This window comes from Corynebacterium sp. HMSC08F01 (assembly GCF_001807545.1).
GTDB classification, from domain to species: Bacteria; Actinomycetota; Actinomycetes; order Mycobacteriales; family Mycobacteriaceae; genus Corynebacterium; species Corynebacterium coyleae.
In genome coordinates, this window is sequence record NZ_KV789314.1 from 157,741 (window position 1) to 171,495 (window position 13,755).

At 60.3% G+C, this 13,755-nt stretch carries 14 protein-coding genes; 4 read left to right on the forward strand and 10 right to left on the reverse strand.

What is annotated here, in order from left to right:
• Positions 1 to 14: 14 nt before the first annotated feature.
• From HMPREF3171_RS07255 to gdhA, 8 genes are read right to left on the reverse strand one after another with little or no spacing between them, the layout of a single operon-like run.
• Complete coding sequence (locus HMPREF3171_RS07255; protein WP_070483919.1) at positions 15 to 299, reverse strand: acylphosphatase; 285 nt, start codon at positions 297 to 299, stop codon at positions 15 to 17.
• Between the two features lie 18 nt (positions 300 to 317).
• Positions 318 to 1,799, reverse strand: a complete 1,482-nt coding sequence (locus HMPREF3171_RS07260; protein ID WP_070483921.1) for an alanine/glycine:cation symporter family protein — start codon at positions 1,797 to 1,799, stop codon at positions 318 to 320.
• Positions 1,800 to 1,851: 52 nt separating this feature from the next.
• A complete protein-coding gene (locus HMPREF3171_RS07265; RefSeq protein WP_070422244.1) occupies positions 1,852 to 2,358 on the reverse strand; it encodes a flavin reductase family protein in 507 nt (168 codons plus the stop codon).
• Positions 2,359 to 2,368: 10 nt separating this feature from the next.
• The gene (gene mutM, locus HMPREF3171_RS07270) at positions 2,369 to 3,190 is read right to left on the reverse strand and encodes a bifunctional DNA-formamidopyrimidine glycosylase/DNA-(apurinic or apyrimidinic site) lyase (protein WP_070483923.1); all 822 of its coding nucleotides are present in this window, start codon (positions 3,188 to 3,190) and stop codon (positions 2,369 to 2,371) included.
• Complete coding sequence (rnc, locus tag HMPREF3171_RS07275; protein ID WP_070450962.1) at positions 3,183 to 3,950, reverse strand: ribonuclease III; 768 nt, start codon at positions 3,948 to 3,950, stop codon at positions 3,183 to 3,185. Before rnc ends, mutM begins: the two co-directional genes overlap by 8 nt.
• Complete coding sequence (locus HMPREF3171_RS07280; protein ID WP_070483924.1) at positions 3,947 to 4,483, reverse strand: YceD family protein; 537 nt, start codon at positions 4,481 to 4,483, stop codon at positions 3,947 to 3,949. The genes rnc and HMPREF3171_RS07280 overlap by 4 nt, the downstream gene beginning before the upstream one ends.
• A gap of 34 nt (positions 4,484 to 4,517) precedes the next feature.
• Entirely contained in the window at positions 4,518 to 5,252 is a 735-nt protein-coding gene (locus HMPREF3171_RS07285; protein WP_070422240.1) for a DivIVA domain-containing protein, read from the reverse strand.
• Between the two features lie 26 nt (positions 5,253 to 5,278).
• The gene (gdhA, locus tag HMPREF3171_RS07290; protein ID WP_070422239.1) at positions 5,279 to 6,625 is read right to left on the reverse strand and encodes an NADP-specific glutamate dehydrogenase; all 1,347 of its coding nucleotides are present in this window, start codon (positions 6,623 to 6,625) and stop codon (positions 5,279 to 5,281) included.
• Between the two features lie 111 nt (positions 6,626 to 6,736).
• Here gdhA and HMPREF3171_RS07295 point away from each other — a divergent pair, with 111 nt between their 5' ends.
• On the forward strand, positions 6,737 to 7,864 hold the full coding sequence (locus HMPREF3171_RS07295) for a glycerate kinase (protein WP_070483925.1): 1,128 nt from the start codon (positions 6,737 to 6,739) through the stop codon (positions 7,862 to 7,864).
• Here HMPREF3171_RS07295 and HMPREF3171_RS07300 read toward each other — a convergent pair.
• The gene (locus HMPREF3171_RS07300) at positions 7,834 to 8,223 is read right to left on the reverse strand and encodes a hypothetical protein (RefSeq protein ID WP_070422386.1); all 390 of its coding nucleotides are present in this window, start codon (positions 8,221 to 8,223) and stop codon (positions 7,834 to 7,836) included. The two genes, HMPREF3171_RS07295 and HMPREF3171_RS07300, sit on opposite strands and share 31 nt — an antisense overlap.
• A gap of 40 nt (positions 8,224 to 8,263) precedes the next feature.
• Here HMPREF3171_RS07300 and HMPREF3171_RS07305 point away from each other — a divergent pair, with 40 nt between their 5' ends.
• Genes HMPREF3171_RS07305 through HMPREF3171_RS07315 form a run of 3 tightly spaced genes read left to right on the forward strand, consistent with a single transcriptional unit; the run spans position 8,264 to position 13,289 of the window.
• Complete coding sequence (locus tag HMPREF3171_RS07305; RefSeq protein ID WP_246815345.1) at positions 8,264 to 9,616, forward strand: DUF4921 family protein; 1,353 nt, start codon at positions 8,264 to 8,266, stop codon at positions 9,614 to 9,616.
• 7 nt (positions 9,617 to 9,623) lie between these two features.
• Positions 9,624 to 10,877: an amidohydrolase gene (locus tag HMPREF3171_RS07310; RefSeq protein ID WP_070483926.1), complete on the forward strand. Its 1,254-nt coding sequence runs from the start codon at positions 9,624 to 9,626 to the stop codon at positions 10,875 to 10,877.
• A gap of 21 nt (positions 10,878 to 10,898) precedes the next feature.
• Positions 10,899 to 13,289: a glycogen/starch/alpha-glucan phosphorylase gene (locus tag HMPREF3171_RS07315; RefSeq protein ID WP_070483927.1), complete on the forward strand. Its 2,391-nt coding sequence runs from the start codon at positions 10,899 to 10,901 to the stop codon at positions 13,287 to 13,289.
• Here HMPREF3171_RS07315 and HMPREF3171_RS07320 read toward each other — a convergent pair.
• Positions 13,286 to 13,744 (reverse strand): GNAT family N-acetyltransferase, encoded by a 459-nt coding sequence (locus HMPREF3171_RS07320; protein WP_070450949.1) that lies wholly within the window; start codon positions 13,742 to 13,744, stop codon positions 13,286 to 13,288. The genes HMPREF3171_RS07315 and HMPREF3171_RS07320 overlap by 4 nt on opposite strands.
• Positions 13,745 to 13,755 lie beyond the last annotated feature (11 nt).

Consider the following 13,755-nt stretch of genomic DNA (forward strand, 5'->3'; position numbering starts at 1 on the left):
CTCGGGCGCGGCTTTTAACGTTCGTCGAATCCTACCGCACCCTTCGGTGCGCTGTACTGGGCTTGCACATGGTCCACGCGCCCAGGGCGCCCCGAACCAGAGGGTGTTTCCCGCAAGAGCTTTTCAAGCTTTTCGACGCCACCCTGCTCCCCCTCCGCAACCACTTCAACGCGGCCATCTGCAAGGTTCTTGGCGTATCCCGCAAGCCCAAGTTCGAGGGCGCGGGAGCGGGTCCACCAGCGAAATCCAACCCCCTGGACTTCGCCGTGGACGTGGGCGGTCATGCGTGTCTTAGCCATACCGCCCGAGAATACAACTTAGATGCGGTCGTCTGCGCTGCGTCGGGTGACGGGGTCGGAGCCGTCCCAGAACTCAACGTTCTTGACTTCCGGCAGCATGCCGCGGTGGAAGACAGGGTCTTCTCCTCGGCGACGCTGTTCGTTGTAGTTCTTCAGCAGCTTCAGCGCTACCCCGCCGAGCGGAACGATTGCGATGATGTTGAAAAGCGCCAGAAGACCGGCCATCGTGTCGCCGAGGGCCCAAACGAGCGGCACAGATCCGAACGCACCGAAGATGACGAAGCCGAGAACAACAATGCGGAACGTGGTCAACGCGGACTTGGAGTCGGTGAGGTACTGCAAATTAGCTTGCGCCAAGTAGTAGTTACCGATCACGGAAGAAAACGCCAGGAAGAACAGGATGAACGTGATGGCGTGTGCGCCCCAGGCGCCGACAGAATCGGCGAGTGCAGACTGCGTCAGCGAGGCACCCTGGATGTCATCGCGGCCATAGGTGATTGCGGGGCCGAGCAGTACAACAAACGCGGTGATGGAGCACACGAGCAGGGTGTCAAAGTACACGCCGAGGGCCTGCACAAGACCCTGCTTAACGGGGTGAGACACGGTCGCAGTCGCGGCAGCGTTTGGTGCCGAACCCATGCCTGCTTCGTTGGAGAACAAACCACGACGCATACCGTGTGCGAAGGCTGCGCCAACGGTCGCTCCTGCGACCTGCTTGAGGCCGAGTGCGTGGCCAACGATGAGTTCGAACATGCCTGGGATCTCGCGCCAATTGATCACCAGCACCGCGAGGCCAATCAAGATGTAGGCACCGGCCATGAACGGAACGATCACCTGGGTCCAAGATGCAATGCGGGTAACGCCACCGAAGATGATGAGCGCGGTGAGTGCGGCGACGACACCAGCCACGATGGTTTTCACGGCGATAGAGTCGTTGCCCAACGAGCCGGAAACCGCTTCAGCGATGGAGTTGGTTTGGATGGCGTTGTACACAAAGCCGTAAGTGATGGCGAGGAAGGCAGAGAACAGCACCGCGAGTGGCTTCCATCCAAGGCCGCGGGTCATGTAGTACGCCGGGCCGCCGTGGTAGTTGCCGTCGCTGTCCTTGGTTTTCCACAGCTGGGCCAGCGTGGATTCGACGAATGCGGTCGCACCACCGAGCAAGGCGAGCATCCACATCCAGAACACCGCACCCGGGCCACCGATGGAGATTGCCAGTGCGACACCGGCGATGTTGCCGGTGCCGACACGAGAGGCGGCAGAGATGGTGAAAGCCTTGAAGGCCGACAAGCCACCGTACTCTTCATCGAGGTCTCGACCTTCGCGGTCTTTGCCCTTCGGGGTTTCTGCAACGGCTTTGAGCATGTCCGGGAACATGCGGATTTGAACGAATAATGTGCGCAAGCCGAAGTAGATGCCGGCAGCAACGAGGAACCACGGTACGAGGCTCCAAATCACGCCATTGAGCGATCCCTCGACAAATGAGGTAGCTGAATCCATGGCGGGCAGCTTATCCCTGGGTTGTCTCAATTACCCAACGTGATCGAGCGCACTACCCCTCTATGGATTTGGTCTGTACCTCTCCGGGTTGGATTGGCCCGTGGGTGCCAAACTCGCGTTGCCAGTACAGCAGCGGGCAGTTTGCGGTAACTTCGGTGGCAGTGACGTCAACCAAGACGAGGAAGTGGTCCCCTGCTTCGATGATGCGGCTAACGTTGCCGGCGATCCAGGTGTGGTCGCCGGCAAGTTTCGGTGCGCCGTCGGCAATGCGCCAATCCACCCCCGCGAAACGATCCTCGAGCTTGTCAGCGAACCTGCGCGCCAACTCGTTCTGTTCGGTGGACAGCACGTTGATACCGATCGGTGAGCCGATCTCCAACCTCGCGAGCAGCGATGACTTCTGGTCTAGCGAGACCAGCACCATCGGTGGTTCGAGAGAAAGTGACATGAATGCGCTGACCGTTGTGCCGTGTGCCGATGCTTGCGTCCCTGTCGTCACAATGGCAACTGCAGCGGCAACCTGGGACATCGCGACTTTGAACGTCTGCTGATCAACCATGTCTTCTAACCTAGAGCACTTGGCAAACCGGGCAGTAATAACTGGAACGGCCGATGATCACGGTGCGGGCGATCTCCGTTCCGCATCGCGCACAGGGTTTTCCGGCTTGACCGTATGCATTGAGGGAGCGTGCGAAGTATCCGGAGGCTCCGTTGACGTTGACATAGAGGGCATCGAAGCTCGTGCCGCCTTGCTCGAGCGCACTGGCCATTACGTCACGCGATGCTTCAAGCACTGCTTCGGCGTCGCGTTGTCGCATGGTGCGCGCTTTTCGCCAGGGTTTGAGGTTGGCAGCCCACATCGCTTCATCGGCGTAGATTGAACCGATTCCACTGACGATTTCTTGGTTAAGCAGCACCGTTTTCAGCGCCGAATTTTTCCGGCGCATCGCGCGCGCTGTCTCTCGCACATCAAATGCATCCTCGAAAGGGTCCGGCGCAATATGGCCCGCAGGACATGGCACCCCGTCGACAAGGTCGGTGTATTGCCAGAATCCGAACGTGCGCTGGTCGACGAAACACAGCTCACATGTGCCCATGTCTGCGCGAATTCGCAAATGCGGCGATGTCACTTCGCCATGCTTTGCGACGAGCATCTGTCCACTCATCCTCAAATGCACCAGCACCGCTGCCCCATTGTCCAGCAGTAGCCACAAGTACTTGCCCCGTCGGCCCGTATCCACGACGGTACGTCCCGGCAGCACACGCTCAAGATCAACTTCGTTGCCACGCGATGCACGTGGGTGAAGCACTTCGACGCGGCCGAACGTGAGGCCGACTATGTGTTGTTGGAGCCCCCGGCGGACCACCTCAACTTCTGGCAGTTCAGGCATGTCCCAGGGTGGCCTCGGCAGCGTGGTCGCGCAGGTATACCAGTGCCTGTTGCGCTGCTTCCTGTTCCGCGAGTTTCTTGTTCGGCCCCACGCCCTTACCTCGCACGACACCGTTGATCAGCGTTTCGGCGTGGAAGGTTTGCTCGTGGTCCGGACCGGTCGCCTCAGAGCGATACTCTGCAACAGGGAGCTTCAGTTCTGCCACACGAACTTGCAGTGCGGTCTTCCAGTCTTTGTTCTTTTTGCTTACCGTGGCGTGACGCAGTTTCTCGTCAAAAAGCCGCAGGATCACGTCGCGGGCAGTCGCGAATCCATGCTCGAGATATATCGCGCCGAGCACAGCCTCTGTTGTGTCGGCAAGAATCGACTCTTTATCGCGCCCACCAGTCAGTTCTTCACCTTTGCCAATGAGAACGTGCTGGCCGAGGTTGATCTCACGGGCGATGTCGGACAAGCCGTAACGCGACACAATCGCTGCGCGCATTGGAGAAAGATCGGACTCGGGACGCGACGGGTAAAGCTCAAAGAGCTTAGTTGCCACGGTCAGACCTAAGATGGCGTCGCCGACGAACTCGAGTCGCTCGTTGTTGGGCAGTTGGTTGTGTTCGTTGGCGAACGAGCGGTGAGTCAGCGCAAGTTTGAGATTGTCGCGCTCGATGTTGACGCCCAGTTTTTCCAGCAGTGGCGCATGGTCTACTGCCCCATAGGCGTCTTCCCATGCCTGTTCGGCGTTGGCGGGTTTCCTGCGTGAACGGCTCACAGGAACTTCTCCAGATCTGCCCAACGCGGGTCGACAAGGTTGTTTTCTTCGCCCGATACACCGTCCGGCACGGGAACGTCGGTATCGCCGGCGCATTCTGGCTGGCAGGTCGGGTTGAACGGCAGGTTAAGCCCAGCTTCGTTCACAAACGCTTGCTCTAGGTCGACAGTATCGCCTTCGACACGGGCAATTTCGTCCCCCGAGCCACGGTCTTCTTCTTCCTCTGCGTCTCCGGTGATGAAATCATCTGAAGTGGAAAACACTTCGGAGATCTGGAGCGTTTCGGTGGGGGTCAGATCTTTAAGGCAGCGCACACACTCACCTACGAACTTAGCAGTCAGGGTCGCATCGACCATGATGCCGGAGCCAAGTGGGGTCAGGGTGGCTTCTACCTTGACCTCTCGGCCTTCAGGAATAGCGATCATTTCCGGGCCGATACGCGACGGGGATGGCCCCGTCTGCGTCAGGGTTTCCGGCAGTCCGTCGCCTTTGAGGACGCCGGAAACATCAAATACGAAAGGATTGTTAGCCATAGCCCTTTCAGACTACAACGAATCGCTTCCCTTGCTAGTACTCGTCGGCTTCACCCTGGCCACGGCGAGCGCGGTCTGCACCGGAGACGCCCGCCCCACGACGCAGCGCGGAGCGGTCGGTGGAGACAGTGCGCAGCACGGTGTTGAGGGTCTCCTCGAACTCTGCGAGCTTGGAGTCGACATAGTCGTCGCACTCTGCGCGCAGGCGGGAGGATTCAGCGTGTGCGTCTTCGACGAGGCGATGTGCCTCTTCGTCTGCGCGACGCATGACCTCAGACTCGGAGATCAAGCGCTTCTGCTCCTTCAGGCCCTGGTCGACGGAGCGCTGGTATTCCTCGTTGCCGGTTTCCACAAGGTGATCGGCTTCGCGCTGAGCACTGTTGATGGTGGTTTCTGCAATGTCGCGAGCGCGGGTGATCATCATGTTCGACTCTTCCTCGGCGCCCGAGACGAGTCGAGTTGCGTGGTCCTGGGCGTCCGACAGCACCGTCTCCGATTCGGCTTGGGCGTCGGAAACGATGCGACGGGCGTCCTCTTCGGCGTCGCCAACGAGAACGTCGGCGCGTTCCTGGGCCCCGCGCAGGATTTCGTCCTGCTTGTCCAGAACGTCCTGGGCATCGTCTAGATCGCCGGGCAGGGCGTTGCGGAGGTCGTCGAGAAGAGCGAGCATCTCATTGCGGGGCACCATGCAGTTGGAGGTCATCGGCACGCCGTAGGCCTGCTCCATCGTCTGCACTAACTCATCGAGGGCTTCAAAAACGCGGTACATAGTTGCACAGCGTACTGGATGAAGCTCTAAATCACGCCTTGCGCCAGCATCGCGTCGGCAACCTTTTTAAACCCAGCGATATTTGCGCCCACAACATAGTCGCCCGCGCGGTCATATTCTTCCGCGGTTCGTGCAGCGGTCTTGAAAATGTTGGACATGATGCGCTGCAGACGGTCGTCGGTGTATTCGAAGGACCAGGAGTCACGGGAAGCGTTTTGCTGCATCTCCAGCGCAGAGGTAGCAACACCACCGGCGTTAGCCGCTTTACCTGGGCCGAAAGAGACCTTATTAGCCCGGAAGACCTCGGTCGCTTCGTGCGTGGACGGCATATTGGCGCCCTCCGCGACGTACTTCACACCGTTGTCGACGAGGCGTTGGGCATGCTCGCCGTTGAGCTCATTTTGGGTTGCGCACGGCAACGCCACGTCAGCTTCGAGGTCCCAAATGGAGCCGTCGGTGTGGTAGGTCGCCCCGGTGGCTTCTGCGACATAGTCGGAAACGCGTCCGCGACGGTTTTCCTTGATGTCGATCAGGAGCTCAGTATCAACCCCATTCGGGGTCTCCACCCAACCGGAGGAGTCGGAGAAGCCAACGACAGTTGCACCAAGCGCCTGCGCCTTCTTGATCGCATAGGTGGCAACGTTGCCGGAGCCAGAGACAATCACGCGTGCACCGTCAATGGATTCGCCGTTGGTACGCATCATTTCGTCGGTGAAGTACACAGCGCCGTAGCCCGTGGCTTCCTTGCGCACGAGGGAGCCACCCCATGTCAGCCCCTTACCGGTGAGCACGCCCGACTCGTGCTGGTCCACCAGGCGGCGGTACTGGCCAAACAGGAAGCCGATTTCGCGCCCACCCACGCCGATGTCACCCGCGGGGACGTCGCGGTATTCGCCGATGTGGCGCCACAGTTCAGTCATGAAGGATTGGCAGAAGCGCATGATCTCAGCGTCGGACTTCCCCTTCGGGTCGAAGTCAGAGCCGCCCTTGCCGCCGCCGATGGGCAGGCCGGTGAGCGAGTTCTTGAAGATCTGTTCAAAGCCAAGGAATTTGATGATGCCCAGGTTCACGCTCGGGTGGAATCGCAGACCGCCCTTGTAGGGGCCAAGTGCGGAGTTGAACTGGACACGGAAGCCACGGTTGACGCGCACGTTGTTGTCATCGTCGATCCACGGGACGCGGAAGATGATCTGACGCTCCGGCTCACAGAGGCGCTCGATGAGGCCGTAGTCGGCGTAGTGCGGGTCTTTTTCCAGGACGATCTTCAGCGAGTCGAGCACCTCGGCAACTGCTTGGTGGAACTCGGGTTCTCCCGCGTTTCGCTCGAGCACCCTGTCGTAAAAACTCGCAACTTCCTGGTCGATTGCACTCATGGGACCCCGCCTCCAATTTCTATAGGCTTGCAGAATTGTTTACCGGAAAGATGCTACAACACATCTCGCCCGCCCGCGGAATTTTGCGGTCTTCCGGTTAAACTTGCCCGCATGTCTTCCTCTTTCGACCCGGCTCCGTCGCCGAAAATCGTCATCGCCCCGGATTCGTTTAAGTCCACTGCTACTGCGCAGGAGGCTGCTGAATGGCTGGCAGAGGGTGTGACAAGCGTGATCCGCGATGCCCAAATCATCCTTGCCCCGATGGCCGACGGTGGCGAGGGCACGTCCGCGTTGTTTGAGGGGGAACGCATTTGCTTACCGACGACCACAGCAGACGGTCGCCTTACCGAAGCCGAATACACATTCCACGCCCCCTCCTCCACCGCCTATATCGATGTGTCTGCTGCTTCTGGGTTGCCCGCTGTGGAAAAGCCGGTCCCGCTGACCGGCGACACTTACGGCACCGGTGTGCTCATCGCTGATGCGGAGACCCGCGGCGCGAAACGTATCGTGCTTGGTCTCGGTGGCACCGCAACGGTCGATGGCGGTACCGGCATTCTGGTGGCGCTCGGTGTCAACCCCCTCGACGCTGCTGGCTATCAGCTAAAACCTGGCGGTGGCGCGTTGGAAAATCTTGCGGATTTCGACACTGCCAAAGTCAATGTCCCTGCTGGCGCTATGGAGTGGGTGCTGCTCACTGACACGTCTGCACCAGCAACAGGCCCGAACGGTGCAGCTCACGTGTTCGGCCCACAAAAGGGCGCGACCGCCGACGATGTTGAACTCTTGGACCGTGGTCTTGCTCGACTGTGCGAGGTCGCAGAGATCGACCCCACAACCCCGGGGCTTGGTGCGGCGGGCGGCGTGGGCATCGGCCTGACATGGCTTTCCACCATGCTGCACGGGACCGATTCCCACGTGCATATCGTGCCCGGCGCGCGCGTTGTCGCAGATTCCAACGGGCTGACTGAGCAGATCGATGGCGCTGCGTTGGTGATCACCGGCGAAGGTCGCTTCGATGGACAGACAGGCACCGGCAAGGTGGCGTCTGTGGTCGGCGAGCTTGCTGCGGAAGCAGGTGCGGTATTCGCGATTGCTGCAGGGCGTTTCGACGAGCAGCCCGCCGACGGAACTCTCGCAGTGACGCTGCCCGAGATTGACGACGTCCGCGAGCAGCTCGTTCGCGCCGGTGCGGAGATTGCGGTCGCTTACCTCAACACTTCAACTGTCCAGGGATAAATCGACGGGGCCTCGAACTTGTCCTGGTCCTCGAGCGCCACGGGGTCGCGTGGCAGGTCGCGCTTGGGGGTCAGGATGCGTGAGAGCCCCATAGCGAGGCGGTTAATACTGTCCGCGCCTTCGGACTCGATACGGTAGCGGTGGATTTCAGCGTCGTCTGCTGGCTCGCCGCGGTCGTGTTCATAGGTTTCGGCGAGCTGGGCGTGCACGGTGTCGTCGATACGCACTTGCTCCATAGTCACGCTGCCGGAGGTGAGCATCTCGCGGCGCACCAGGATGTCGAGGGCGCGCTGGAATGCGTCGCGTACCTCTGGAGCTGCCGCGGGTGGGACGAGGACGTCGAATTGAATGACAGACATGGGCATAAGGCTAGACGCTCGGGGCGGTAGGGTGTCGTTCATGTCTCACGCTGCTGTCAACCCGACGCCCGCGCAGCACACAGCGCTGCAACGTATGAAGGACGGCACGTTAAAGCAGGTCAATCCGTTCACGGGAACCCATGTGTGGACGGTGCCTGGCCGTGGCAACCGTCCGCTTCACACCCAGCCGAACGAACCTGCAGCACTTGGCCCCGACGCGCACACCGATACGTGTAATTTCTGCGCGGACCGCATGCTGCATACTCCCCCGGAGCGTTCGCGGCTGGTGATTACCAGCACGGGTTTCGACATTCTGCGCAATGTCATGCCGGAGGAACTCGATGCGACACAGGCCGACTTTCGGCGCGTGCCCAACCTGTTCGAGATCGTTTCTTACGACTACTGGCGCGAAAACTATGGTGCGGAAATGTCAAAAGATTGGCAGGAGCACATGGAGCGCTACCTGTCGGACCCGTCTGGCCGACACCACGTGTTGGATATTGTGCGCACGCGCTTGTCTGCGTCGGGTCAGGATCCGGATCCGCCGGACGAGCAACTGCTCAGCATCGCGCCTGCTTATTTTGGTGGTGGGCACGACGTCATCATTGCAAGGCGGCACTTTATCGACGACGCCCGCGACACCTCCGACCTCGCAGGCTCAGGCTCGCTCACTGCGGATGAGCATTACCAGTTCATCGCCTTCACCGTCGATTCGTTGCACGACCTCATCACTCACCACCGTCACGCCCGCTATGTTGTGGTGTTTCAAAACTGGCTCGCCGCAGCCGGCGCGTCCTTTGAACACCTGCATAAGCAGTTGGTTGCTATCGACGAGCATGGCGTCAACGCTGAGTCCGAAATCGCCAAGTTGCAGCAGCACCCGAACATGTACAACGACTGGGGTGTGAACCCCGCTTTCGACAACAACCTGGTCATCGCGGAGAACGACCACGCCGTCCTAGTTGCCGGTGTGGGGCACCGCTACCCCACGATGACGGTGTATTCGAAGTCGGAAGCATGCGAGCCATGGCTGCACACTGACGACGAGGTCCGTGCCATGTCGGACCTGCTCCACGCCGCACACGCCGCGACCGGTACCCGTGTGGCCACGAACGAAGAGTGGCACTACAAACCACACGATGTCGAGGTGCCAATGCCGTGGCGTATCAATGTGAAGTGGCGCATCTCTACTGTTGCGGGTTTTGAGGGCGGCACGCAGATCTTCGTCAATACGCTTTCGCCCTTTGATGTCCACGACCGCGTCACCACGGAACTGGAGCGCTTGCGTGCCGTGGGAACGGTCGCGCCTAGTATCCGTATAGGCCAAGAATGCACGCCTAGGCCGAACGTGCTGCGCTATACCCAAGGTTTGGCCCCGAACGTAGAGAGGTAACGAGACTATGAGCAACATCGCCGACATCTTGGATACGTACCAGGTTGATGCAGCCTGGCAGCGCCGACTCTACGAGGAACTGCACGCTAACCCGGAGCTCTCCATGCACGAGGAGGAGACCTACCAGCGAATCCTGCATGAGTTGAAGCCGCTTGATTGCGAGGTTGTTGCCCCGATTGGCAAGTACGGCATCTGCGCAGTCTTTCGCAACGGTGAAGGCCCGACAGCGCTCTACCGAGCCGACTTTGATGGCCTTCCGGTCACGGAGCGCACCGGCGTACCGTTTGCTTCCCGCAAGGTGGTCACCACTGCGGATGGGCACACGACCGGCACGATGCACGCTTGCGGCCACGACATCCACACCACGGCTCTGCTGAGCTTGTGCCACGTCATGGACAACACGCGCGACCACTGGTCGGGCACGTTTATCGCATTGTTCCAGCCTGGCGAGGAGCTGGCTGCGGGCGCCCAAGACATGGCCGATGGCGGCCTGGCTGAGAAGGTGCCCACCCCGGACGTGGTGTTGGGCCTGCACGTGATGCCTGGTCGCGCTGGCGAGGTCATGTCCAAGCCCGGCCCGCAGTTCGCTGCTTGTGATTCGATCAGGGTGCACATTCCCGGCCGTTCGGCCCACGGTTCGATGCCGCACAACTCGGTGGATCCCACGTTTACTGCCGCGATGATTATCGCTCGTCTGCAGGCGATTGTGGGGCGTGAGGTCAATCCGGCGGATTTCGCGGTGGTCACCGTCGGCAGCATGAGTGCTGGGCGCGCGATCAATATCATTCCAGGGTCTGCGGAGTTGGTGCTCAACTGCCGTTTCTACGACGACAAGGTCAAGGCACGCGTGTATGCCGCCATCGAGCGTGTTGTCCATGCCGAGGTAGCTGCCTCGGGCGCGGAGGGCACGGCTGGCATCGAGTACTTTGCTCACGGCGAACTGTTGGACAACGACGAGGCGGTCTTTTCCGCAGTGCGCGCGAACTTCGATGCGGTGTTCGGTGAGGACTCGGTCACGTCGGATCCGAAGACGGTTTCCGAGGACTTCCCGATCATCGGTCAAACGTTTGGGGCGCCGTACCTCTTCTGGCTCATCGGTTGCACCCCGCGCGACGTGTGGGATCGTGCTGTCGAGGAGGATCGGGTTGCCGAGGATGTTCCGGTCAACCATATGCCGAACTTCCTGCCGGATTATGAGCCCACGATTTCTGCTGCCACACGCTCGGCCGCAGTTGCTGTCTTGACCTACCTAGCTGGCTAACTGGCGGTACGCTTGGGCGCCATGACGTTCTCCAAGCAGTCACCCGCATTTGAGCAGACGATCGCAGGCCATGTCCGTGGCTTTGCCGGCAAGTCGCCGCAAGCCGCAACCGTGAAGAAGTTTTGGACCGGCTTGTCGGCCGCTGTCGTTGAGCAGATCGCCGACGATTGGGATGAAACCCGCAACACCTACCGCAACACTCGTCGCGCTGCGTATTTCTCGGCGGAGTTTTTGCAGGGCCGTGCGCTGCTGAACAATCTGACAAACCTTGGGCTCGTCGATAAGGCTGAGGAGGTGACCCGCGAGTTGGGCCACGATCTCTCCGATGTGTTGGAGGCAGAACACGACGCGGCACTGGGCAATGGCGGGCTCGGCCGTCTCGCCGCCTGCTTCTTGGATTCGGCAGCGACGCAGGACTATCCGCTGACCGGCTATGGCCTGCTGTACCGCTACGGGTTGTTCCGCCAGGAGTTCGAGGACGGCTTCCAGCGCGAGCACCCGGACCGTTGGAAGGAATCGTTCTACCCGTTTATCGTGCGTCGTGGCTCTGAGCAGCGCATTGTTCATTTCGACGACATGGATGTGCGCGCAATTCCGTACGACATGCCGATCACGGGTTACGGCACGAACAATGTGGGCACGCTGCGTCTGTGGGACGCTTCCCCGATCGATGAGTTCGACTATGACGCGTTCAATTCTCAGCGCTTTGCCGACGCGATCCTTGAGCGCGAGGCTGTCCACGACATCACGCGTGTGCTCTACCCGAACGACACCACGTACGCCGGCAAGTTGCTGCGCGTGCGTCAGCAATACTTCTTCGTGTCTGCATCGTTGCAGGAACTTATCGACGACTACCGCGCCGCCCACGGCGACGACCTGCGCAACTTCCACAAGTACAACTCGATCCAGCTCAACGACACACACCCGGTGCTCGGCATTCCTGAGCTAATGCGTTTGCTTATGGACGAGCACGGACTCGGCTGGGACGATGCCTGGGAAGTCACCACCAACACGTTTGCCTACACCAACCACACGGTGCTGCAGGAGGCGCTGGAGACCTGGGAGGAGTCCATCTTCAAGCAGCTCTTCTGGCGCATCTGGGAGATTGTGGAAGAGATTGACCGCCGTTACCGCCTTGATATGGAGGCACGTGGGGTTGATCCAGAAACGGCGCACCACCACTCCCCGATCCACGACGGTCGCGTCCACATGGCATGGATCGCCTGCTACGCCTCCTATTCGGTCAATGGTGTGGCTGCGCTTCACACGGAGATCATCAAACGCGACACGCTCGGCTTCTGGCACGGGCTGTATCCGGAACGTTTTAACAACAAGACCAACGGTGTGACCCCTCGCCGTTGGTTGCGTATGTGCAACCCGCGCTTGTCCGAGCTGTTGGACCGTCTCGCGGGATCGGACGAGTGGGTCACCGACCTGTCCAAGCTGCAGGAACTGCGCCGCTTCGCGGACGACCCGGATATCATGCGCGAGCTGCGCGAGATCAAGGCAGCGAACAAGCGAGACTTCGCCGGATGGATCAACGCCCGCCAGGGTGCGGTGATCGACCCAGACTCGATCTTTGACACCCAGATCAAGCGTCTGCACGAGTACAAGCGCCAGTTGATGAACGCCCTGTACATCCTGGATCTGTACTTCCGCATCACCAAGGATGGCGAGCACAACATCCCGAAGCGCACGTTCATCTTTGGTGCAAAGGCAGCCCCGGGCTATGTCACTGCCAAGGGCATCATCAAGCTCATCAACACCATCGCAGACCTGGTGAACAATGATCCGGTTGCTTCCCAGTACATCCATGTGGTGTTCGTGGAGAACTACAACGTCTCCCCCGCCGAGCAGATCATCCCGGCAACGGATGTTTCCGAGCAGATTTCCACCGCTGGCAAAGAGGCCTCGGGCACGTCAAACATGAAGTTCATGATGAATGGCGCGCTCACGCTGGGCACGATGGACGGCGCGAATGTGGAGATCGTCGATGCTGTTGGCGAGGACAACGCCTACATCTTCGGCGCCCGCGAGGAGGACCTGCCGGAGTTGAAGGCGCACTACAACCCGCGCCAGGTTGCGGAGCAGACCCCAGGGCTCATGCGCGCACTCGATGCGCTTGTCGACGGCACCTTGGATGACCGTGGCACCGGAGCCTTCCACGACATTCGCGCATCGCTTCTCGACGACAACGGCTACGGCGAGCGCGACGTCTTCTACGTCTTAGGCGACTTCGCTGATTTCCGTGCGACTCGCGACCGTATGGCCGCTGACTACTACGCCGACCAGGACGAGTGGGCGCGGAAGTGCTGGATCAACATTTGCGAGTCTGGCCGATTCTCCTCCGACCGCACCATCCGCGACTACGCCGACGAGGTCTGGAAGATCAGCCCAACCCCGATCAACTAATCGCGCACCATGCGTTTGGTGGTGATCTTGTCCCGCTCATGGGTTTTCGACTCACCATCAAACGCAAAGCCTTGCTTGGTGTAGAAGGCCTGGGCGCGGTCGTTGAAGTCTGCCACCCAGAGAAATGCTGGTTCGCCGGGGTGGATGACGGCGTCGAGAAGCTTCGGCGCCACTCCGGTCCCTGCTGCGTCCTCGAGCAGGTACAGGTTGCGAAGTTCGGTGCGCTCGCCTGGGATGCCGTACGCCAACCCGATGATCTTTCCGTCAAACTCCGCGATTGCGACGCGGCCGTTCGGGTTGCGGAAGTACTCGACCCACTGTTGTTCGAGTGCTGCGTGATCGTCGAGGACGTCGTCGTCAATATGCCCCCGGAATGCTTGGGCACGGGAGCGGTAGTGCATGTCGGCAATGGCGATGGCGTCTTGTGCGCTTGCTTGTCGGATGCTGGCGTCCATGCGCGTCAACG

Coding starts and splice junctions, on each gene's coding strand:
- HMPREF3171_RS07255 (WP_070483919.1), bottom strand. CDS start 299: ATGGCTAAGACACGCATGACCGCCCACGTCCACGGCGAAGTCCAGGGG.
- HMPREF3171_RS07260 (WP_070483921.1), bottom strand. CDS start 1,799: ATGGATTCAGCTACCTCATTTGTCGAGGGATCGCTCAATGGCGTGATT.
- HMPREF3171_RS07265 (WP_070422244.1), bottom strand. CDS start 2,358: ATGGTTGATCAGCAGACGTTCAAAGTCGCGATGTCCCAGGTTGCCGCT.
- mutM (WP_070483923.1), bottom strand. CDS start 3,190: ATGCCTGAACTGCCAGAAGTTGAGGTGGTCCGCCGGGGGCTCCAACAA.
- HMPREF3171_RS07280 (WP_070483924.1), bottom strand. CDS start 4,483: ATGGCTAACAATCCTTTCGTATTTGATGTTTCCGGCGTCCTCAAAGGC.
- HMPREF3171_RS07285 (WP_070422240.1), bottom strand. CDS start 5,252: ATGTACCGCGTTTTTGAAGCCCTCGATGAGTTAGTGCAGACGATGGAG.
- gdhA (WP_070422239.1), bottom strand. CDS start 6,625: ATGAGTGCAATCGACCAGGAAGTTGCGAGTTTTTACGACAGGGTGCTC.
- HMPREF3171_RS07295 (WP_070483925.1), top strand. CDS start 6,737: ATGTCTTCCTCTTTCGACCCGGCTCCGTCGCCGAAAATCGTCATCGCC.
- HMPREF3171_RS07300 (WP_070422386.1), bottom strand. CDS start 8,223: ATGTCTGTCATTCAATTCGACGTCCTCGTCCCACCCGCGGCAGCTCCA.
- HMPREF3171_RS07305 (WP_246815345.1), top strand. CDS start 8,264: ATGTCTCACGCTGCTGTCAACCCGACGCCCGCGCAGCACACAGCGCTG.
- HMPREF3171_RS07310 (WP_070483926.1), top strand. CDS start 9,624: ATGAGCAACATCGCCGACATCTTGGATACGTACCAGGTTGATGCAGCC.
- HMPREF3171_RS07315 (WP_070483927.1), top strand. CDS start 10,899: ATGACGTTCTCCAAGCAGTCACCCGCATTTGAGCAGACGATCGCAGGC.
- HMPREF3171_RS07320 (WP_070450949.1), bottom strand. CDS start 13,744: ATGGACGCCAGCATCCGACAAGCAAGCGCACAAGACGCCATCGCCATT.